The sequence below is a fragment of the Curtobacterium sp. MCLR17_054 genome (assembly GCF_003234335.2).
Lineage (GTDB): Bacteria > Actinomycetota > Actinomycetes > Actinomycetales > Microbacteriaceae > Curtobacterium > Curtobacterium flaccumfaciens.
Map to the genome: position 1 here is coordinate 1,318,585 of NZ_CP126263.1, position 19,969 is coordinate 1,338,553.

Annotated in this window: 21 protein-coding genes; 15 read left to right on the forward strand and 6 right to left on the reverse strand. The window is 71.0% G+C overall.

What is annotated here, in order from left to right:
• Positions 1-52: 52 nt before the first annotated feature.
• Positions 53-337, reverse strand: a complete 285-nt coding sequence (locus DEJ08_RS06395) for a YrhK family protein (protein ID WP_111030383.1) — start codon at positions 335-337, stop codon at positions 53-55.
• Positions 338-595: 258 nt separating this feature from the next.
• Here DEJ08_RS06395 and DEJ08_RS06400 point away from each other — a divergent pair, with 258 nt between their 5' ends.
• From DEJ08_RS06400 to DEJ08_RS06415, 4 genes are read left to right on the forward strand one after another with little or no spacing between them, the layout of a single operon-like run.
• Positions 596-1,867 (forward strand): ABC transporter substrate-binding protein, encoded by a 1,272-nt coding sequence (locus tag DEJ08_RS06400; RefSeq protein WP_111054338.1) that lies wholly within the window; start codon positions 596-598, stop codon positions 1,865-1,867.
• A gap of 25 nt (positions 1,868-1,892) precedes the next feature.
• Complete coding sequence (locus DEJ08_RS06405) at positions 1,893-2,864, forward strand: carbohydrate ABC transporter permease (protein ID WP_111054339.1); 972 nt, start codon at positions 1,893-1,895, stop codon at positions 2,862-2,864.
• Positions 2,861-3,769: a carbohydrate ABC transporter permease gene (locus tag DEJ08_RS06410; protein WP_111054340.1), complete on the forward strand. Its 909-nt coding sequence runs from the start codon at positions 2,861-2,863 to the stop codon at positions 3,767-3,769. The genes DEJ08_RS06405 and DEJ08_RS06410 overlap by 4 nt, the downstream gene beginning before the upstream one ends.
• 10 nt (positions 3,770-3,779) lie before the next feature.
• Entirely contained in the window at positions 3,780-6,323 is a 2,544-nt protein-coding gene (locus tag DEJ08_RS06415) for a glycoside hydrolase family 31 protein (protein ID WP_284180512.1), read from the forward strand.
• A 71-nt stretch (positions 6,324-6,394) separates the two neighbouring features.
• On the opposite strand, the gene DEJ08_RS06420 is transcribed toward DEJ08_RS06415, so the two are convergent.
• The 4 genes from DEJ08_RS06420 to DEJ08_RS06435 all read right to left on the reverse strand — a co-directional run bounded on the left by DEJ08_RS06420 (position 6,395) and on the right by DEJ08_RS06435 (position 9,735).
• Positions 6,395-7,441, reverse strand: a complete 1,047-nt coding sequence (locus tag DEJ08_RS06420) for a LacI family DNA-binding transcriptional regulator (RefSeq protein WP_111054342.1) — start codon at positions 7,439-7,441, stop codon at positions 6,395-6,397.
• 89 nt (positions 7,442-7,530) lie between these two features.
• Complete coding sequence (locus tag DEJ08_RS06425) at positions 7,531-8,244, reverse strand: GAF and ANTAR domain-containing protein (protein ID WP_111030378.1); 714 nt, start codon at positions 8,242-8,244, stop codon at positions 7,531-7,533.
• Entirely contained in the window at positions 8,241-8,954 is a 714-nt protein-coding gene (locus tag DEJ08_RS06430; RefSeq protein WP_111054343.1) for a GAF and ANTAR domain-containing protein, read from the reverse strand. Before DEJ08_RS06430 ends, DEJ08_RS06425 begins: the two co-directional genes overlap by 4 nt.
• On the reverse strand, positions 8,947-9,735 hold the full coding sequence (locus tag DEJ08_RS06435; protein WP_111046524.1) for a helix-turn-helix transcriptional regulator: 789 nt from the start codon (positions 9,733-9,735) through the stop codon (positions 8,947-8,949). The genes DEJ08_RS06430 and DEJ08_RS06435 overlap by 8 nt, the downstream gene beginning before the upstream one ends.
• A 184-nt stretch (positions 9,736-9,919) precedes the next feature.
• On the opposite strand from DEJ08_RS06435, the gene DEJ08_RS06440 reads away from it, so the two are divergent.
• The 4 genes from DEJ08_RS06440 to DEJ08_RS06455 all read left to right on the forward strand — a co-directional run bounded on the left by DEJ08_RS06440 (position 9,920) and on the right by DEJ08_RS06455 (position 12,756).
• The gene (locus tag DEJ08_RS06440; protein WP_181438966.1) at positions 9,920-10,252 is read left to right on the forward strand and encodes a hypothetical protein; all 333 of its coding nucleotides are present in this window, start codon (positions 9,920-9,922) and stop codon (positions 10,250-10,252) included.
• Positions 10,246-11,286 (forward strand): AraC family transcriptional regulator, encoded by a 1,041-nt coding sequence (locus tag DEJ08_RS06445; protein WP_181438967.1) that lies wholly within the window; start codon positions 10,246-10,248, stop codon positions 11,284-11,286. Before DEJ08_RS06440 ends, DEJ08_RS06445 begins: the two co-directional genes overlap by 7 nt.
• A 134-nt stretch (positions 11,287-11,420) precedes the next feature.
• Positions 11,421-12,530 carry a fatty acid desaturase family protein gene (locus DEJ08_RS06450; RefSeq protein WP_110864824.1) on the forward strand — a complete coding sequence of 370 codons (1,110 nt, stop codon included), beginning with the start codon at positions 11,421-11,423 and terminating at the stop codon, positions 12,528-12,530.
• A 4-nt stretch (positions 12,531-12,534) separates the two neighbouring features.
• Entirely contained in the window at positions 12,535-12,756 is a 222-nt protein-coding gene (locus DEJ08_RS06455; RefSeq protein WP_306789659.1) for a cold-shock protein, read from the forward strand.
• Positions 12,757-13,422: 666 nt separating this feature from the next.
• Here the strand turns inward: DEJ08_RS06455 and DEJ08_RS06460 are convergent.
• Positions 13,423-14,106, reverse strand: a complete 684-nt coding sequence (locus DEJ08_RS06460; RefSeq protein WP_111092026.1) for a hypothetical protein — start codon at positions 14,104-14,106, stop codon at positions 13,423-13,425.
• A gap of 198 nt (positions 14,107-14,304) precedes the next feature.
• Here DEJ08_RS06460 and DEJ08_RS06465 point away from each other — a divergent pair, with 198 nt between their 5' ends.
• From DEJ08_RS06465 to DEJ08_RS06495, 7 genes are read left to right on the forward strand one after another with little or no spacing between them, the layout of a single operon-like run.
• A complete protein-coding gene (locus tag DEJ08_RS06465) occupies positions 14,305-14,820 on the forward strand; it encodes a GNAT family N-acetyltransferase (protein ID WP_111055515.1) in 516 nt (171 codons plus the stop codon).
• Complete coding sequence (locus DEJ08_RS06470) at positions 14,817-15,488, forward strand: HAD-IA family hydrolase (RefSeq protein ID WP_111055516.1); 672 nt, start codon at positions 14,817-14,819, stop codon at positions 15,486-15,488. Before DEJ08_RS06465 ends, DEJ08_RS06470 begins: the two co-directional genes overlap by 4 nt.
• Entirely contained in the window at positions 15,485-16,135 is a 651-nt protein-coding gene (locus tag DEJ08_RS06475; RefSeq protein ID WP_111055517.1) for an HAD family hydrolase, read from the forward strand. The genes DEJ08_RS06470 and DEJ08_RS06475 overlap by 4 nt, the downstream gene beginning before the upstream one ends.
• A 46-nt stretch (positions 16,136-16,181) precedes the next feature.
• Positions 16,182-17,915: an AMP-binding protein gene (locus DEJ08_RS06480; protein WP_111055518.1), complete on the forward strand. Its 1,734-nt coding sequence runs from the start codon at positions 16,182-16,184 to the stop codon at positions 17,913-17,915.
• Between the two features lie 18 nt (positions 17,916-17,933).
• On the forward strand, positions 17,934-18,473 hold the full coding sequence (locus DEJ08_RS06485; protein ID WP_111055519.1) for a GNAT family N-acetyltransferase: 540 nt from the start codon (positions 17,934-17,936) through the stop codon (positions 18,471-18,473).
• Between the two features lie 31 nt (positions 18,474-18,504).
• Entirely contained in the window at positions 18,505-19,362 is an 858-nt protein-coding gene (locus DEJ08_RS06490; RefSeq protein WP_111055520.1) for a hypothetical protein, read from the forward strand.
• 49 nt (positions 19,363-19,411) lie between these two features.
• The gene (locus tag DEJ08_RS06495) at positions 19,412-19,897 is read left to right on the forward strand and encodes a luciferase domain-containing protein (protein ID WP_258367291.1); all 486 of its coding nucleotides are present in this window, start codon (positions 19,412-19,414) and stop codon (positions 19,895-19,897) included.
• The last annotated feature ends 72 nt before the right edge of the window (positions 19,898-19,969 follow it).

Genomic DNA, 19,969 nt, shown 5'->3' on the forward strand with positions numbered 1-19,969 from the left:
AGTCCATGGTGCCTGCTCGCGTTCCTGTGTGTTCGCCCAGGCGTGTCGTGGTTCAGAAATCGCGCGCGGACTCCGTGGGGTTCCCCCGGCCGACCCGACCGAGGTGGAGCCTCCGCGACAGCCGGATCACGGGACGGATGAGCAGCTGGACGCTCCCGATCAGGAACAGCCAGGTGCCAGCCGTCGTGGTGGTCTCGGAGAAGAAGAGGACGCTGCCGACGATGAACCAGAGCGCCACCATCACGTCGTTGATGATGCTGATGGTCTCGTAGACCCCGCGGATGCGGAGCTCCTCGTGCCCCACCCGGAGTGCGATGTCCCGTTCGTCCTCAGCCATCAGACGATCCTGCCAGCTCCGTGCCGTGTCCGTCTCGGTGGGCGGCGGCGCGCGGCGGTGGACGCGCTGCGCGGCGGACGGGAGGCGCGGGGCGGGCTGGCACCGTGCCTCCTGTCCGTAGGGTGCACCGACTACTGCCACATGCGATTACAACGTTGACGTACGCTTTACAGCGCTGTAAACAGGAGCCTGCGCGACGATGCGCAACGAGGGAGAGACCCGATGGTGGGAAGCAGGACCGCAACACTCCAGGCGGCGGTGAGCCGGCGAGGGTTCCTCGCGGGCGCGGCCGGTGGCATCGCACTCGGCACGATGGCGCTCGCCGGGTGCGCGACCCCGGGGCGTGCCGCCGGTGGTGCCACGACGCTCCGCTTCTACGAGCAGAAGCAGGAGGTCATCGCCTACTTCGACAAGCTGCTGCGGAAGTTCGAGGGGGAGCACACCGGCTTGTCGGTCGTGCACGACAGCACGGCGGCCATCGCCCCGCAGTTCGTCCGCGGTGAACCGGCGGACGTCGGCTGCTTCAACGACAACCTCGAGCTCGCCCGGTACATCTCGCGCGGCGTGCTCAGCGACCTCAGCGAACTGCCGTCGGCGGCGCGGGTCCGACCGGACATCGACACCCTGACGAACCAGTACGCGAAGTTCGAGGACCGCACGAGCGTGCTGCCGTACTCGCTCGCCGCGGCCGGGGTGATCTACAACAAGCGGATCTTCGCCGAGCACGACCTGCCGGTCCCGACGACGTGGGACGAGTTCGTCGAGGTCTGCCGGACGCTGCAGAAGGCCGGCATCACGCCGATCTACGCCACCGACCGGGACACCTGGACGCTCTGGCAGGGCCTGTTCGACTACTCGGTGGGCAGCCTCGTCGACACCGGCTCGTTCTTCCGGAAGATGAATGCTCTCGGCGCCGACGTCGGCCCGGACTCCGAGGTGTCGTTCGAGAAGGACTTCGCGGTGCCGATGGAGCGCGCGAAGACCATCTCGTCGTTCTTCAACCGCGACCACGCCACCCGGGCCTACGCCGACGGCAACCTGGCGTTCGGCAAGGGCGAGGCCGCGATGTACCTGCAGGGCCCGTGGGCGCTCGGGCAGATCGCGCTGATCGACGACGAGCTGCCCGTCGGCACCTTCGCCCTGCCGGTGTCGAACGACCCGGCCGACCGGAGGGCCCGGGTCAACATCGACCTCGGGCTCTGGATCCCCACGGCGTCCGAGCACCCGGAGCAGGCGAAGGAGCTCGTCGAGTTCCTCATGCAGCCCGACGTCATCGACGCCTACAACCGCGACAACCTGGCGTACTCGCCCCGCATCGACGCACCCCCGCAGCAGGACGAGCGCCTCGCCGGCCTGCAGCAGTACGTCGACGACGCCGCGTTCTACCAGGGCGCCGGCACCTTCATCCCCACGTCGATCCCGCTCGGCAACTACCTGCAGTCGGCGATCCGGAGCGGGGACTTCACCTCGATGCTGCAGCGGCTCGACTCGGACTGGCGGCGGCTCGCCGGCCGTTCCGCGACGGTCTGAGCCGGACCAGGACACAGGAGTCACCATGACCATGCAGACCCCGCTCTCCCGCGACACCGACCCGGACACCCCCGGACCGGCGACCGACGCAGCCCGCACGCACCGGCGTGTGGGTTCCCGCGGTGTCGGTTCACTCAGCCGCACCGAGGGCATGTACTACCTGTTCCTCGTGCCGGCCCTCGTGCTGTTCACGGCGTTCGTCGTCGCCCCCGCCTGCGTCGGCGTCTTCTACAGCTTCACCGACTACCTCGGGTTCGGGCAGTGGGACTTCATCGGCGTCGAGAACTACAAGGCGCTCGTCTCCGACCCGGCGATCCTGGCGTCGTACGGCTTCACGCTCGGCTTCGCGGCCGTCACCGTCGTCGTCACGCAGGTCGTCGCGCTGTCCCTGGCGATCGCCCTGGCGAAGAAGATCCGGTTCGCCGCCGGGTTGCGGTCGGTGTTCGTCATCCCGATGGTGATCTCGGGGATCATCGTCGCCTACGTGTTCAACTTCCTGTTCTCGAACACCGTGCCGGCCCTGGCCACGAGCGTCGGCTTCGGCCCGCTCGAGCAGAGCATCCTCGGCGACCCGAACCTCGCCTGGCTCGCGATCGTGATCGTGTCCGCCTGGCAGACCGTGCCCGGCGCGCTCCTCATCTACACGGCGGGCCTGACGTCCATCCCCGAAGAGCTGTACGAGGCCAGTGCGCTCGACGGCGCGACCGGCTGGAAGCAGCTCCGCTCGATCACGCTCCCGCTGCTCGGCGGCTTCATCGTCATCAACACCGTGCTCGGTGTGAAGGGCTACCTCGGCGCCTACGACGTGATCGTCGGTCTGACGAACGGCGGCCCCGGCAGCGCGACGAGCAGCGTCGCGATGACCATCTTCGGCGGCTTCACCGGCGGCGACTACGCCTACCAGATGGCGAACGCGACCGTGTTCTTCATCATCACCGTCCTCATCTCCGTGCTGCAGCTCGCGGCGACCCGCGGAAGGAACCTGCGACTCGCATGACCGCCATCGACACACGACCCCCGACCGACACCCGCGCCGTGACCACCGGCGGCGGACGTTCCGGCCGCGGCCCCCGCCGACGGCTGGGCGGCACGAACTGGACGCTGACCGTGGTCCTCGGCCTCGCGTCGCTGACCGTGCTCATCCCGCTGTACGTGACGCTCTCGATGGCGTTCAAGACGACCGAGCAGTCCGTCGACGGCAACGCGCTCTCGCTGCCGTTCCCGTTCAACCCGGGCTCGTTCGCCGAGGCCTGGCAGCTGACCCGTTTCCCGGTGTCCTTCTCGGTGTCCCTGGGCGTCGCGGCGCTCACCGTCGTCGCGACGCTGCTGCTCAGCTCGTTCGCCTCGTACGCGATCGTCCGGAACTGGCACAAGCGGTTCTTCCGGTACTCGTTCGTCTACCTGCTCGCGGCGATGTTCCTGCCGTTCCCGGTGGTGGCGCTGCCGCAGATCAAGCTGACCGCCGAGATCGGCCTCGACAACCCGATCGGCGTCGGGATCCTGCACGCCATGTTCCAACTGTCGTTCAGCGTGCTGCTCTACTCGGCGTACCTGCGGTCGATCCCGGTCGAACTCGAGGAGAGCGCCCGCATCGACGGGGCGTCCACGTGGCAGATCTTCTGGCGGATCATCCTGCCGCTCCTCGGCCCGATGAACGCGACGGTCGGCATCTTCGCCTTCCTGGCATCGTGGAACGACTTCATGATGCCGTCGCTCATCACGGCGGATCCGGGGTTGCAGACCCTGCCCGTGGTGCAGAACATCTTCCAGAGTCAGTTCGGCACCAACTACAACGTCGCCTTCGCCTCGTACCTGATGGCGATGGCGCCCACGATCATCGTCTACCTGTTCGCGCAGCGCTGGGTCATCAGCGGCGTGACGCAGGGCGCGGTCAAGAGCTGAGAGGCACCACGTGAGCAGCAGCACCACCGGCACCAGCACCACCGGCACCACCGGCGCCGTCCTCCCCACCATCCGTCCGTTCCCGGGTTCGGACCCGGTCGCCGACCCCGCAGCCGTCGTCACCGGCGACCACTGGCGCATCACCGTGCTCGACGCCGGGGCGTTCCGCATCGAGTGGAGCGACGACGGCGGGTTCGAGGACCGGGCGTCGACCTTCGCGATGCGCCGACGCCTGCCCGTGCCGGCCTTCACCGTGGAGCGGACGGTCGCCGCCGACGGCACCGGCACCGCCGCCGGCGTCGTCGTCACCACGGACCGTGCCCGCCTGCGCTACGACGGCCGTCCCTTCAGCCCGAGCGGCCTGGTCGTCGAGACCACCGGTCCGGACGCCAACCGCTGGCGCTGGGGGCAGGAGCCGCGCGACCTCGGCGGCACCGGCCGCACCCTCGACGACGTCGACGGCCGGATGCCGCTCGAGCCGGGGATCCTGGCCCGCGACGGCATCACCGCGCTCGACGACAGCGAGTCGTTCCTGTTCGCGGACGACGGCTGGATCGGCACACGGGTCCCCGGGCGCCGCGACGTCACGGTCTTCGCGTACGGCCGCGACTACGACGCCGCGCTCCGCACGTACCACGCCGTCTCCGGGCCGCCCTCACGGATGCCGCGGTGGGCACTCGGCAACTGGTGGAGCCGGTACCACCCGTACAGCGACACCTCGTACCTCGAGCTGCTGGACCGCTTCGCCGCCGAACACCTGCCGTTCTCGGTCGCCGTCATCGACATGGACTGGCACCGGGTGGACTCGGTCCCGCCGCGCTTCGGCAACGGCTGGACGGGGTACTCCTGGGAGCCGTCGCTGTTCCCGGACCCCGAGGCCTTCCTCGCCGAGCTGCACCGCCGGGGGATGCGCACGACGCTGAACCTGCACCCGGCCGACGGCGTGCGGGCGTTCGAGGACGCCTACCCCGCGGTGGCCCGGGCGGTGGGCGTCGACCCGGAGACCGAGCAGCCGATCCCGTTCGACCCGACGGACCGGCGGTTCCTGCAGGCCTACTTCGAACAGCTGCACCGCCCGCTCGAGGAGCAGGGAGTCGACTTCTGGTGGATCGACTGGCAGCAGGGCCGTGAGACCGGGCTGCCCGGGGTCGACCCGCTGTGGCTGCTCAACCACTTCCACCTGCTCGACTCGGCGCGGCACGCGGCATCGGGGGACGCCGACGCAAGGGGTGACGACGGCGCGGAGACGGCCTCGGCCCCGGCCTCGGCCCCGGCCTCGGCCGAGGATGCGGCCCCGGCCCCGGCCCCGGCCCCGGCCCCCGTCGACGGCATGACCTTCTCGCGCTACGCCGGCCCCGGCAGCCACCGGTACGCCGTCGGGTTCTCCGGTGACGCCGTCGTGTCGTGGGCGTCCCTGGCGTTCCAGCCCGAGTTCACCGCCACCGCCGCGAACATCGGCTACCCCTGGTGGAGCCACGACATCGGTGGCCACACCCGCGGCGTCCGCGACGACGAACTCGCCACCCGCTGGGTGCAGTTCGGGGTGTTCTCGCCGATCATGCGCCTGCACTCCGCGAACAACCCGTTCATCCGCAAGGAGCCGTGGGCGTTCCCCGCCGACGCCCGCGCCGCGATGGGGGAGGCACTCCGCTTCCGTCACCGCCTGGTGCCGTACCTGCACACGATGAACCACGGCACCGCCGAGGGCACCGCGCTGGTCCGGCCGCTCTACCACCTGGAGCCGCGCCGCGACGAGGCGTACCGGGTGCCGAACACCTACGCGTTCGGCTCGGAGCTGCTCGTCGCCCCGATCGTGGCACCGCGCGACCCGGTCAGCCGGCACGGGGTCGCCCGGGCCTGGCTGCCGCCGGGCACCTGGACCGACGTCTTCACCGGCACGGTGTACGCGGGTGACCGGTTCGTCGACCTGCACCGCACCCTCGACACGGTGCCGGTCCTGCTGCGCGCCGGTGGGATCCTGCCGCTCGCCGCGGAGGACCAGCTCGACGCCACCGTCAACCCGACGGCGTTCGAGGTCCTCGTCGCACCGGGTGCGCCCGGCGAGTTCACCCTGGTCGAGGACCACGAGGGCGAGGGCAGCCGCACCGCCCGGACCCGTCTGACCTGGGATCCCGAGCACGCCGAGTTCCGGGTGCACGCCACCACCGGAGCCCTCGACGTCGTCCCCGCCCACCGCGACTGGCGGATCACGTTCCTCGCCGCACCGGCCGACGGGCAATCGACGTCGGCACGCTCGGCCGACCGGTTCTCGGTCGACCTGTCCGTCGACTCGGCGTCGGGCGGATCGGTCACGCTGGTCGGCGCTCCGATCATCGGTGTCGACGCGCGGGAGGCCGTGCGGCGGGTTCTCGAGGGCGCGCAGGCCGGCAACCCGGAGAAGCTCGGAGCGTGGGAGGTCGTGGCGAAGGACCTGCCGCGTGCGGACCGCATCGTCGAGCTCGGCACCGTCGGGCTGCCCGAGGCCCTGCGGGACGTCGTCGTCGAGCTGCTCGGCAGCGTGCACCCGGGGGAGTCGGCTCCCGCAGGCCGCTGACGGCACGCGACGGGGGAAGAGGCGGACTGGAGGCTCGTGGCCGGGCGCGCGCCGTGCCTCCCGTCCGCCCTTCACGCGCCCTGGTGCGCCGCCCGGTCCGACGTGCCGTCCGCGTACGGCGCGCTCTCCCCGACGAGCAGGCGGTGGCCGACCGTGACCAGCCGGCCCGGCACGTCGGAGCCGTCCATCCGCTCGACCAGCAGGTCGAGCGCGGTGTCTGCGAGGGCGACCGTGTCGGGCGCGACGGAGGTCAGGCTCGGCACCAGGCTCGACCCGAGGCCGACCGCGTCCCACCCGACGACGGCGACGTCGCCGGGGGCGTCCAGTCCGCGCAGGCGCATCGCCCGGAGCGCCCCGAGCGCGGCCAGGTCGTCGCGGCAGAGCAGACCGTCGACCCGCAACCCGGCGTCGAGCGCGGCGCCGAAGGCGACCTCGGCACCGGCGGCGTCACCGACCTCGCGGGGGACCAGCAGCGCGTCGTCGAGCGGCAGGTCCGCGGCGACGAGTCCGGCGCGGTAGCCGTCCAGACGCAGTCCGGACGTGCGCGACGAGGGGCCGGTCTCGTGCCCGAAGAACCCGATGCGGCGGCAGCCGAGCGCCACGAGGTGCGCGACGGCCTCGGTCGCGGCCCCGGCGTTGTCGATGACGACCTGGTCGGCGTGCGGGGGCCGGACGTCCTCGCCGAGGAACACCACGGCGGTGTCCCCGCGGATCCGGTCGATGGCCTCGGGCGTGAGCACCTGCGGGTGGATCACGACCCCGTCGACCACACCGGCCTCGCGTCCCCGCACCGCTGAGCGTTCACCGTCGGGGTCGCCGCCGGTCTCCTCGAGCAGGAGCTGGTAGCCGCGGTCGGCGCACACCCGCGAGAACACGTGGGCCAGTTCGGCGAAGTACGGACGCCGCAGGTCGGGGAACGCGAAGGCGAGCATGTTCGAGCGTCCGGTCGCCAGGGACCGGCCCGAGACGTTCGGGCGGTAGCCCAGCTCGTCGATGGCGGCCTGCACCCGGCTGCGCATCGGGTCGCTGACGTGCTGGTAGCCGCGGACGACGTTGGACACGGTCTTCATCGAGACGCCGGCGTGTGCGGCGACGTCCTGCAGCGTGACCTTGCCCATCCGCTCACCGTAGCGGGCGGAGGGGGCCGTGGTTGCTCGCCCGCGGTCGTGCGTCCTCGCCCGCGGCCGGGGTTGCTCGCCCGCGGTCGTCAGGGGACGAGTCGGCGCTGCACGATCGCGCGGGCGACCTCGGAGAGCGGCTCGTGGTGCTCGAGCGCGTACCCACGGATCACCGCGAAGGCGTCCTCGATCGAGACGCCGCGCAGGTACGACACGACGCCCTTGGCCTGCTCGATGACCTCGCGTGACCCGATGGTCCGCTGCAGCTGCGCGCGGACGACCTCGTGCTCGCGCAGCGACCGTTCGTGCAGGATGCCGATCGTGGCCACGTCCGCCAGGGCCCGGGCGACGCGCAGGTCCGACTCCGCGAGGGCACCGACGCCGGCCCCGAACAGGTTGAGCGTGCCGATGACGTTGCTCCCCAGCCGGAGCGGGACGGCGTGTACCGACCGGAACCCGAGCGCGAGCGCACCCGTGCGGAACATCGCCCACTCCGCCGGGGCGACCTCGATGTCCGGGCACGTCACGACCCGTCCGGTCGCGAACGAGGTCATGCAGGGGCCGGCCTCGGCGTCGAGCTGCAGCACCTCGACGAGCCGGGTCGCCTCGGAGGTGGAGGCCACGACCTCGAGCTCCTGGTCGTCGTTCGCGAGCAGGATGCCCGCGGCGTCGATGTCGAGCACGTCGGCGCACGTCTCGACCAGGGTCTGCAGGAGTTCCACGACGTCGTAGGCGTCCACCAGGGTGTCGGCGAGCGACGTGAACGTCTCGAGGATCCGGGCTTCTCGGCCTGCCGTCGTCACTGGACCTCCTCGATCAGGTCGCCTCGCTTCTCGAACCGGACCGTGCCGTCGAGGATCTCCTCCGCCACCCGCCGCATCGTCGTCCGGCGGGCGAAGGCGTGGCCCTGCAGCAGCAGGTAGGCGTCCTCGGGGCTGATGTCGAGCTGCGCGAGCACGACCCCGGTGGCCTGGTGCACCACGCGCCGCGACGACGGACTGCGGTCGAGCAGGGCGTCGTCCTCGTCCGCGATGGAGCGGAGGGCTCGGCGCAGGACCCGGCGGCTGACGGCCGAGGCGAGGGTCATGGCCTGCCGCACGGTGTCGTCCTCGATCGTCGCGGGCTCCGGCACGTACACGTCGATCGCGCCGAGCGGGAACGGCCCGAAGGCGACCGGGAACGCGAAGACCGCGCCGACGGGTTCGCTCCGAACTGCATCGTTGAAGGCGGGCCACGCGGCGTTCGGACGCTGCACGAGATCCGTCTCCAGCACTGGGGCATCGGTCGCGAGCGCGGTCCAGCACGGTCCCTCGGACAGGTCGAGCTGGATCTCGTCGATCCGGGTGGCGACCTCGTCGGTCGCGGACACGGTCTCGCTCGGGCACAGGTCACCGAAGGTCGAGATCGAGACACCGCCCATCGGCAGCGCGAGCGCGAACGGCCGACTGAGTTCGTCGTCGGCGATCTCCGCCGACCGGAGCGCACGGAGTGCACGCTCGAATGCGTCATCCATGGGCGCCTTCCCTGCCGTCTCTCGATCCTACGCGCTGGTCGGTGTCGGACGATCCGGACGGCGCAGGGACGTTCGGCGGTGGGCCCGCGCGCCAGGCCGGCAGCTCTGCGGGCGGGTACGACCCCTGCTCGTCCTGCACCCGGAGCATCGCGTCCAGGGCCACCAGCGTCACGCCGGAGGTCTCACGGACCACCGTCCGCACCGCGTTGCCGAGCAGGAACGCCATCAGGTCCTCGCTGCCGCCGTCCGGCCGGTAGTCCCGCCACGGACCGGTCCCCGCGCGTTGCAGGGCACCGGCGAGCACCGCCTTCGCGTCGTCGACGTCGACCTCGCAGTCGAGCACCAGGCGGAAGCGTCGCTGGCTCCGGTCCGACAGGCTCGGTGCGCCGTCTTCGTCGTCCTCGGGAACGAAGGACCGCAGCGCCGACGAGGGCGCGATGCCGTACGCCGCACGGAACGCCGCAGCCATCCGGCCCGCGTTGCTGAACTGCCAGCGTTCCGCGATCTCCGCGATCGTCCGCCGGTCCGGCGCACCGGAGGCTTCCTGCAGGTCGCGACGGACACCCTCCAGGCGCACGGCGCGCAGGAAGGTTCCCGGGGACTGCCCGATCTCGGCCTGGAACCGCTTCTGCAGGCTCCGCGGCGACAGCTGCACGGCCGCGGCGACGTCGGCGACGGTGATGTGGGTCGCAGCCTGCTCGTGGACGAACCGCATCGCATCCCGGACCGCACGCGAGAGTCGGGGCGGGCCGTCCTGGGTCGCGCTGCTCCCGTCGCTCATGCGCCGACCGTACGGGACCCGCCGATGGCGCGCTCCCAGGGCACCGATCGAGGCGACGGATGATCCACCTTGCGCGGTACGAAGTCAACCCCTGACATGACCGGAATCGTCCTGTCGATACTGAAAGTGTCTCGTGCATCGCGGTCGAAGCGATGCGCCACACCGAACCGACAGGGAGGGCGCGATGGGACACCGCCAGGGGTCCACGACCGTGATGACCGAGGCCGCCGTCTGGCAGCAGGTCGTCCACACCGATCGGATCCGTGCGCTCGCCGCGACGGACCCGACGGACATCCGCGTCCAGCCGGTCGACGCCGGGTGCTGGCGGGTGGTCGACGCCGCAGCTGCATGGGGGGACCCCGACATGCTCCTCGGCTTCATCGAGCGCACGGTGGACGGGTTCGACTGCACGCTCATGGCGGCGCTGCACGAGAACGACCGGCGAGCGAGCCTGCAGGACGCCCGCGCCTGGTTCGAACACCGCTGCGGACAGCACCTCGACGAGGCGCCGTGCTGACCGCGGTGCACGGGACCGACGCCGCCCGGACCGTCACCGCGAGGACCGACGCGCAGCGACGCCGCACCGAACGATCCGGTACCGACCGGGCCTTCGCCGCACGCGTGCTCGCCCAGGCCGGGCACGGCCGTGACGTGCGCTTCGACGTCGAGGACGACGCCTTCCGGCTGCCGTTCCGCTTCCGCTACCGGACCCGACGGGACGGTTGCGTGAGCCTCGTCACGGCGTCGGCGACCTCCGGCTTCTCCGGGGTCTTCGAGCCCATCGACCGCATCGTCGTCGGGTGGTCGAGCACCGGCGGTGTCCGCATCGCCGTCGAGGACGGCGTCGTCCTCGAGACCCGCCCGGGCATGCCCGTCCTGATGCCGACGTCCGGGGAGTTCTCGGTGCGCGCCCCGAAGGGCACGCTGCAGCTCGTGAGCATCGACCGGTCGCTCCTCGACCAGGTGCGCTCGTCGCTGGGAGCAGCGTCCGAACTGCCGACGCGGGGTGCTGAGCCCGCCGTCGCGGCCCTCGAACACCTGCGCCGGTGCGTCGAGCAGGTGGCCGTCACCGCGACGCGCGACGGGTTCACGTCCGGTGCCCGGACCGGTGCGCAGGTCGCGCTGGTCGAGGCCGTACTCGGAGCCTTCGGCGTGCGGACGCCCGCGGTCCTCCGCCGTGCGGTGACGCCGTCGACGGTCGAGCTCGCCGAGGCCTACCTCGAAGGACACTGCGAGCGGACGTTGTGCCTGGCCGACATCTGCGACGCCGTGGGCGTGAGCCCGCGGACCCTGCAGACGGCCTTCATGCGGGAGCACGGTGTGTCGCCGATGACGTTCCTGCTGCGGATGCGGCTCGATCGGGTGCGCGCGGCACTGGAGTCCAGCAGCCGGCACGAGACGAGTGTGAGCGAGGCCGCGATGGCCTGGGGCTTCCGGCACCTGGGGCGGTTCTCGGGCACGTACTTCCGTCGGTTCGGGGAGTACCCGGGGCAGACGTTGCGCGCATCGTCCGGTCGGTGCGCGGACGGTCCGGAGCGCCACGCGGGCTGAGTTCGTGCACTGCGCAACGTGTTCTGGACACCACGGTGAACACGCAAGTTCGGCCCCTAGGGTCGCCGCAAGCGCAATCGCGTGAACTCCCTCGAACCGGTTGAAGGACCGATCCGTACCGGAAGGCGGTCCACATGACCACCACTCCGCTCGCTCCGGGTTACACCCGCACTCGTCCCGCTACGGGGGCCCGCAAGGGCACCTCGACCTACTCCGCGCTCCTGGCGCAGGTGAAGGAGAACGGCCTCCTGCGCCGTCGTACCGGTTTCTACTGGGCACTGTTCGGCGCACTCGTCGGCAGCCTCGCCCTCACCTGGGTCGCGTTCGCGTTCCTGGGTGACTCGTGGTTCCAGCTGATCGTGGCCGGTGCGCTGGGCGTGCTGTTCACGCAGTTCGCGTTCCTGTCGCACGAAGCCGCGCACCGTCAGGTGTTCGAGTCCCAGAAGTGGAACGACCGCGCGGGCCGCTGGCTCGGCACGTTCCTGGTGGGCCTCAGCTACTCGTGGTGGATGAACAAGCACACCCGTCACCACGGCAACCCGAACACCGTCGGCAAGGACCCGGACATCGCCCCCGACGGCATCCGGTTCCTGCCGGAGGACGCCGCCGCCGTCAAGGGCGGCGCGATGAAGACCTTCATGCGCTTCCAGGGGTGGCTCTTCTTCCCCCTCCTCACGCTCGAGGGCCTGAACCTGCACCGCTACGCCGTGATGTCCATCGTCACCGGCAACGGCACCAAGGCCGACAAGAAGCACCGCCTCATCGAAGGCGCCCTGCTCGTTGCCCGTTTCGCGATCTACCTGACGGTGGTGTTCTGGTTCCTGCCGTTCGGGATGGCGTGCGCGTTCCTCGGGGTGCAGCTGGCCGTGTTCGGCGTGATGATGGGTGCCTCGTTCGCCCCGAACCACAAGGGCATGCCGACGATCGCCCACGACGCGAAGGTCGACTTCTTCTCCCGCCAGGTGCGCACGTCGCGCAACATCCGTGGCGGCTGGTGGGTGTCGTTCCTGATGGGTGGCCTGAACTACCAGGTCGAGCACCACCTGTTCCCGTCGATGCCGCGTCCGGCGCTGAAGCAGGCTCGCCTGCTCGTGCGTGACCACTGCGACACCCTCGACGTGCCGTACACCGAGACCACGCTGCTGCGCTCGTACGGGATCGTCGTCCGGTACCTCAACCGCGTCGGCCTCGCCGCCCGCGACCCCTTCGCGTGCCCCATGGTCGCGCAGCTGCGCATCCACTGACGCCGTGCTGACCGCCATGCCCACGGGCACCGTCAAGTGGTTCGACCACAGCAAGGGGTTCGGCTTCATCCACCCCGACGACGGGTCCCAGGACCTGTTCGCGCACTTCTCCAGCATCGTCGCGGCGACCGGCTCCCGGCCGCTCGCCCAGGACGACCACGTGCAGTACGAGATCGGGCCCGGCAAGAAGGGCCCGCAGGCGGACAACATCTCGATCATCCGCTGATCGGCACCACCACGAGCAACGCCCCGACCGGTCCGGTCGGGGCGTTGCTCGTTGCGCGCGTGCGTGCCCGCGGCCGCGGCCCGCGGCCGACCGAGTCTCGCCCTGCCGGACAGACCGCGCGTCCCGGCACCCGCAACCTGTCCGCGGGACCGAGTCTCGGTGGGGGCCGCCGGCCCGGCGCGCCCACATGACGGACGGGAGGCCCGGTGCCAGCTGGCGCCGTCCCTCCCGGCACGGCCGTCGTGCCGCCTGCACCCGGTCCATAGCTGCGGGCTGGGCTGTCTTTCGCGCTGAGCGACAGACCACGCGGACGCGACCGCGTGAGGTGTCGCCCAGCCCGTGACGACGCCGGCCGCCGGCCCGGCGTGCCCACATGACGGACGGGAGGCCCGGTGCCAGCTGGCACTGGGCCTCCCGTCCGTCTGTGCGCCCGTTCTTTCCCATCGCGCGCGCGTTGGTTCGCAAGAACGGGCGTACCTGGTCGAAAGAACCGACCAGGTACGCCCGGTTCCGCCAGGTACGCCCGGTTCGAGCGGGTACGCCCGGTTCCGCCAGGTATGGCCGGTTCCGCCAGGTACGCCCGGTACCGCTCGACGCACGAGCCGCAACGCAAGTCGGCCCGGGCCACGCTGCTGCGTGGTCCGGGCCGACTGGTGGTGCGGGGTGTTACTTGATCTGGGCGGTGATGGTGGCGGTGCCGACGAGGAGGCCGCGCTTGACGGCGTCGGTGCCGAAGGTCTTGTTCAGCAGGCCGGCGGCGTCTTCGGAGATGTGGACGGTGGTGCCGGTGAGGATGGCGTTGTCGCCCTCGAGCTGGAGGGGCTTGAGGGAGCCGCCGTGCAGCTCGAACAGGAACGCGTTGGCCGCGGCGACCTTGCCGTTGACGAGGACGTCGCCGTAGAGCTTGGACGAGCCCGGGTTCACGACGAAGTTCTCCAGCGTGACGGTGGTGTCGCCGGCCTTCAGGGTCAGACCCGAGTCGTCGTGGTTCAGCAGGCCCTGCACGTACGGGCGGTAGTTGCCATCCGGCGACCAGTAGGTGACCGACCCGGCGGTGATCGGGAACGACACCGACCCGTCAGCCAGGGTTGCGTCACCGGAGACGCCGGGGGTGAGCTTCAGGGCGGTGAGGGCGTCGGTGAAGCCGGAGTCGAGCTTCACGGCGGTGGAGCCACCGAGGACCTCGGGGACCGAGGCGACGGGTGCGGGGATCTTCGACGACGACGACGAGGACACCGTGTGCACGTTCGGGGTCGCGGCCTGGGCGGAGGAGATCCCGAACGCGGCACCGCCGAGGACGAGGGCGCCGGTCGTGGCGAGGGTGATGGAGGTCTTGAGGCTCTTACGCATCGTGATCAGTCCTTTGCTGTTGTCGCGCTCGGCGCGGCTGCTGTGTGCGCGCCGAACACACCCTTGGTGGGGTGGAGAACCAGCGATGTGCGGCTGGTGAGCGCTCCGGGTGTTTCCCGGTCGTTGCAGGTGATTCGGCGTCGTCCGCCAGTCGGATTGGAACGATTTCTCCGGGCCTGCCACCCCTAGGCTCGGGTCATGCGGGGAACGACGATCCGACCGACCACGGAGGACGACTGGGAGTCCGTTCGGGCGCTGCGGCTGGACATGCTCCGGGACACCCCGAAGGCGTACGGGGAGCGGCTCGCCGACGCGGAGCGGCTGCAGGAGCGTGACTGGCGTCGACGCGGTCGCCGTGAGCACGACGTCGGCGGGACGACCCTCGCCGCGATCGGTGCCGACGGCCGGTGGCTCGGGACGATGGGGGTGTTCGTCCCCGGCCCCCGCGTCGGGCCGCTCCTGGTCGGCGTCTACGTCGCACCGTCGCACCGGGGTCGTTCCGCCGGTGTCGCCGATGCGTTGCTCGACGAGATCGAGGTGTGGGCGGCGGCGCACGGATCGGCCCTTCGGCTGCACGTGCACGAGGGGAACACCCGCGCGCAGGCCTTCTACGCCCGACGTGGCTACGAGCCGACGGGTGCGACCGAGGCGTACGTCCTCGATCCGAGCGAACTCGAGCTCGAGATGATCCGACAGCTGCGGGGATCGCTGTGAGCGGCGGGACGGACGGAGCTGCCGGGGCTGCCGGGCCCGTCGTGCGGTGGCTGCTGTCCGACGTGGGCGGCGTCCTCGAACTCGTGGACGACGCTGCCTGGCCCGGACGCTTCCGGGCGCGGTGGGCCGAGCGTCTCGGGATGACGACGGACGACTTCTCCGCACGCCTCGTCGCAGCGGACCTGCCCGACGCCTCCCGTCAGACCGGCGTCGTCGACCGGTACTGGGGTGCGATCGGTACGGCGCTCGGGCTGGGGGCCGACCAGCTCGCCGTCATGCGGGCCGACTTCTGGGATGCGTACTGCGGAACGCTGAACCAGCCGTTGTACGACTTCCTCGCCGGACTCCGCGGAACGATCGGCCTCGCGATCCTGTCGAATTCTGGCGATGGTGCTCGCGAGGAAGAGGAACGGCGCTTCAGGTTCTCGGCGGTGTTCGACCCGATCTGCTACTCCCATGAGATCGGTGTGAACAAGCCCGATGCCGAGGCGTTCCGGATCACGCTCGAGCGCTTGGGGGCGGACCCGGACGAGGTGTTCTTCGTGGACGACGTGCCGGAGAACATCGAGGCTGCACGTGCGCTCGGCATCGGGGCGCACCTGCACGTCGACACCGACGAGACGATCCGGGTGCTCGAAGCGGTCGTGCGGGGGAGCGGTCAGCAGTGACCGTCGGCATCGTGTTCTTCGACGTCGACGGAACCCTCGTCAGCCCCGGTTCCAGCAGCAGTTTCCTGGCCGCCCGGTTCGGGCACCAGGACGCGCTCGACGATGCAGAAGCGCGCTACGCCGCCGGCGATCTCACCAACCAGCAGGTCAGTAAGGTCGACGCACGCGGGTGGCGTGGCACGTCCGTCGCGACGGTCGACCGGTGGCTCGACGGCCTGCCGGTATTGCCCGGAACCGAGACCGTCGTCGCGTGGTGCCGTGCCCACGACGTCGAACCCGTGCTCGCGTCGCTCGCGTGGCAACCCGTGACCCGTTCCCTCGCGCGGCGGTTCGGGTTCGTCCCGAACGGCGGGCCCCGAGTCGGCGAGCACGGCGGCGTCCACGACGGCACCGTCGCCGAGCACTTCGACGAGTTCGACAAGCGGGACCGGGCGCTCGCGCTCGCTCGTGACCTCGATGTACCGATCGAACGCTGCTGCGCCGTCGGGGACAGCCGCTCGGACATCCCGCTCTTCCAGGCGCTCCCTAGTGCGTTGGCGCTCAACGCGAGTCCGACGGCACGCGCGGCCGCGAGTGACGTGATCGATGCGGATGACCTCTCGAGCACCATCCCCTGGCTCGACCGCTGGCTCCGGGGACTCGGCTGATCGATCGGCTCCGAGGCGGATACGGCATGATCGGTCCGTGTCTTCTGTGAACCCGACCGACGCGTACCGTGCCGCCCGCGACCAGCTCCTCGCCGCGGACTCTCCCGAAGCGGCACGCGCCGGGTTCCGCTGGCCGGATGTCGGCGACACGTTCAACTGGGCGACCGACTGGTTCGACGTCATCGCGACCGACAACAGCCGCACCGCGCTCTGGATCGTCGAGGAGGACGGCCGTGAGCAGCGGCTCAGCTACGCCGACATGGCCGCACGGTCCGATCGGCTCGCCGCGCGCCTGCACGGCTTCGGCGTCCAGCAGGGCGACCACGTCCTCGTCATGCTCGGCAACCAGCTCGAGCTCTGGGAGACCATGCTCGCCGTGATCAAGCTCGGTGCGGTCATCCTGCCGACGTCGACCATGCTCGACACGGCCGACCTGCAGGACCGCGTCGACCGGGGCTCGGTGGCGCACGTCGTCACGAACCGGAGCGAGACGCACAAGTACGACGACGTCCGCGGGTCCTTCACGCGCATCGTCATCGGCGGTCCCGCTGACGGGTGGACGGAGTACCCGAGCGACCTGGGTGAGCCCGCTCCCAATGATGAGGTCCGCCCCCACGTCGTCACCCGCACGATCGACCCGTGCCTGGTCTACTTCACGTCCGGCACGACGTCGAAGCCGAAGATGGTCGTGCACACCCAGACGTCGTACCCGGTCGGTCACCTCAGCACGATGTACTGGCTCGGCGTCCGGCCCGGTGACGTGCACCTGACGATCAGCTCGCCCGGGTGGGGCAAGCACGCCTGGAGCTGCTTCTTCGCGCCGTGGATCGCGGAGGCGACCGTGTTCATCCACAACACCGCGCGCTTCGACCCCGCCGCACTCCTCGCGCAGCTCGAGCAGGCCGAGGTCAACACGTTCTGCGCGCCGCCGACCGCGTGGCGGATGATGCTGCAGTCCGACCTCGGCGTGAAGCCGCGCGCGCTCCGTGAGCTCATCTCGGCCGGCGAGCCGCTCAACCCCGAGGTCATCGGCCGGGTCGAGGCGGCGTGGGGGCTCACCATCCGCGACGGCTACGGGCAGACCGAGACCACGGCGATCATCGGCAACGCCCCGGGCGCCGCCGTGACGCCCGGCGCGATGGGCAAGCCGCTCCCCGGCGTGACCGTGACGCTGCTCGACTCCGTCACCGGCGAACCGGGCGACGAGGGCGAGGTCTGCCTCGACCTCACCGAGCGGCCCGTCAACCTGATGGCCGAGTACCTCGGCGACCCCGACCGCACCGCCTCGTCGATGCGCGACGGCTTCTTCCACACCGGCGACATCGCCGTCCGCGACGCCGACGGCGAGCTGACCTTCATCGGCCGCACCGACGACGTCTTCAAGTCCTCGGACTACAAGGTGTCGCCGTTCGAGGTCGAGAGCGCCCTGCTGCAGCACCCGGCCGTGGCCGAGAGCGCGGTCGTCCCGGCACCCGACGACGCCCGTCTCAACGTCGTCAAGGCGTACGTCGCGTTGGCCACCGGATGGGAGGCGTCGGCCGACACCGCCAGGCAGGTCCTGGAGTACGCACGCACGGCTCTCCCCGCCTACGCGCGCGTCCGCCGCGTCGAGTTCGCGGAGCTCCCGAAGACCATCTCGGGCAAGATCCGCCGCGTGGAGCTGCGGGAGCGCGAGGAGCGGTCGGTGACCAACGGCACGCGCGCCGAGGCGGAGTGGCGCGACGATGAGTTCCCAGGCCTCCGCGCACCCCGCCCGCAGGCCGGACCCGCTGCCGGCTGACGGTCGGGGAGACCACACATGGTCGTCGTGCTGCGCCCGTGGTCGCTCGACGACGCGGCTGCGCTCTTCGTCGCCAGCCGGTCGAACCCGGACCTCGCGACGCAGTTCCCGGACGTCGGGCTCGATGACGAGGAGCAGGCCCGCGCGCACATCAGGGGCGCCCTGCGGTTCGACGAGCGGGCGAAGAACTGGGCGATCGTGGAAGACGGAGTCGCGGTCGGGAACGTCGGGCTGTCGGCGATCGAGTTCCTGCACGCCACGGCCTGGGCGCACTACTGGCTGGCGGCCGGTGCTCGCGGCCGTGGGCTCGCCACTCGTGCGTTGACGAGTGTGTCGACCTGGGCGTTCGACGCCGGGCTCTTCCGCCTCGAACTCGGACACCGCTCGAACAATCCGGCCTCGTGCCGAGTCGCCGCGACCGCGGGGTTCCGCGCGGAGGGCGTCGAACGGCAGAAGCTCCGGTACGGCTCGGAGCGGTTCGACGTGGAGACGCACGCCCGGCTGGCGACCGATCCGGTGCCGGACCTGCCCGGTTTCGAGGTCCGGACGACGTCCTGACGGCTGCCCCGGTCAGTCCTAGGCTCGATACGTGGAACTGATCAAGGACGTCTCGCGCGGCGACTGGTTGCTGGCCCGGGCCGGCGCGTTCGCCACGTTCGGCGGCGTCGCGGGCACCGGGTTCGAGGCGTCCGCCCGGATCCTGCACCCGCTCCGAGCGGATCGCGAGGACCGTACGAGGGTGGACGAGTACGACGAGCACCCGGTCCTCGAGTCGGCCGAGTGGCGCTGGGCCGACGTCGCCGAGCGCACCCGTCGGACGATCGACCCGCTCGTGTCGTGGCAGACGCTCAGCGGTCGGGACGACGAGTCGGACCTGCCCTTCGAGGACGGCTGGGTCGTCCATCCGCCCGAAGAGGGCTGGTACGAGCCGAAACAGCTCGCCGCGCTCACCGGGCTCCTCGCCGAGGCCACGTCGACGCCGGACGACCTGGTCGGGGCGGTCTGGGACGGATGGGGCGACCTGAACGCGTCGACGTTGGGCTTCGGGTGGCAGGGGAACGGCGAGCCGACGGCGGCCGAGCGCGTGGAGATGCAAGCGCACATGGCCCAGGCCCAGGCGCAGCACCGGCGGGAGCAGGCTGCGCTCCGAGAGTCGCTCGCGGGTCCGCGCTTCCCGTGGCCGGCCCGCGAGTGCTTCCTGCTCTCGATGTCCCTGCCGCAGCTCAGCGACCCGTCCTGGACGGACGACGCCCGCGTGGGCACCTACGTCGATGTCGGGCACACCCCGCAGATGCTCTGGCCCGAGGGGCACGAGTGGGTGCTCGCCACCGAGATCGACTGGGACTCGACGATCGTCGCCGGGTCGCGGTCGCTCATCGACGCGATCCTCGCCGACGCCCGGTTCGAGGCGTACGAGGTCGACGCGGACGCTTCCCCCTCCTCGTGAGGGCCCGAACAGGAGCGACGCAACCCGGCCGAGACGGTATCGTCGAGCGGTGATCAGGTCCATCCGCCGCGGCGAACGGCCCGCCGTGTCCGACGCCGGTCCCCAGCGGCAGCTCACCGACCGCGCGACGCCGGAACTGTGGGGAGCGCTCGTCGGGAGTGCCGTCGCGCTGCCCGGCGTCGAAGAGGGGCACAGCCAGGTGTCGCCGGCGTCGTCACGCGCGTTGTTCCTGCGCGATCAGCACGACCACGTCGTCCCGTGGACGTCACTGGCGCCGGACGGACGACTCGAGCCCGTGCACCTGCACGGCGTCGAGGACACCTCCGTCCACCTCTGCCTCCCGGTCGCACGTGGAGCCGAACTGACCGAACTCGGGTGGGCGATCCCGCACCAGTACGAGGACCACGGGACCGAGTTCATGGTCTACGGCCCGCGCGACGCCGAGGAACTCGCGGTCGTGCTGTCGATCATCGAGGAGAGCCTTGCGTTCGCTCGCGACCCTGGGGATGAGCGTCCGGCCCACCAGCCCGTCTGAGCACGGCGCGCCGGCCTTTCGCGTCCAGCGACACCTCACGGCCGGCCGCGCGCGTGAACTGTCGCCCAGCAC

Bases quoted from the DNA above. Each gene is read 5' to 3' on its own strand.
- DEJ08_RS06395 (WP_111030383.1), bottom strand. From the start codon at position 337: ATGGCTGAGGACGAACGGGACATCGCACTCCGGGTGGGGCACGAGGAG.
- DEJ08_RS06405 (WP_111054339.1), top strand. From the start codon at position 1,893: ATGACCATGCAGACCCCGCTCTCCCGCGACACCGACCCGGACACCCCC.
- DEJ08_RS06465 (WP_111055515.1), top strand. From the start codon at position 14,305: ATGCGGGGAACGACGATCCGACCGACCACGGAGGACGACTGGGAGTCC.
- DEJ08_RS06440 (WP_181438966.1), top strand. From the start codon at position 9,920: ATGGGACACCGCCAGGGGTCCACGACCGTGATGACCGAGGCCGCCGTC.
- DEJ08_RS06420 (WP_111054342.1), bottom strand. From the start codon at position 7,441: ATGGGCAAGGTCACGCTGCAGGACGTCGCCGCACACGCCGGCGTCTCG.
- DEJ08_RS06460 (WP_111092026.1), bottom strand. From the start codon at position 14,106: ATGCGTAAGAGCCTCAAGACCTCCATCACCCTCGCCACGACCGGCGCC.
- DEJ08_RS06430 (WP_111054343.1), bottom strand. From the start codon at position 8,954: ATGGATGACGCATTCGAGCGTGCACTCCGTGCGCTCCGGTCGGCGGAG.
- DEJ08_RS06485 (WP_111055519.1), top strand. From the start codon at position 17,934: ATGGTCGTCGTGCTGCGCCCGTGGTCGCTCGACGACGCGGCTGCGCTC.
- DEJ08_RS06450 (WP_110864824.1), top strand. From the start codon at position 11,421: ATGACCACCACTCCGCTCGCTCCGGGTTACACCCGCACTCGTCCCGCT.
- DEJ08_RS06410 (WP_111054340.1), top strand. From the start codon at position 2,861: ATGACCGCCATCGACACACGACCCCCGACCGACACCCGCGCCGTGACC.
- DEJ08_RS06435 (WP_111046524.1), bottom strand. From the start codon at position 9,735: ATGAGCGACGGGAGCAGCGCGACCCAGGACGGCCCGCCCCGACTCTCG.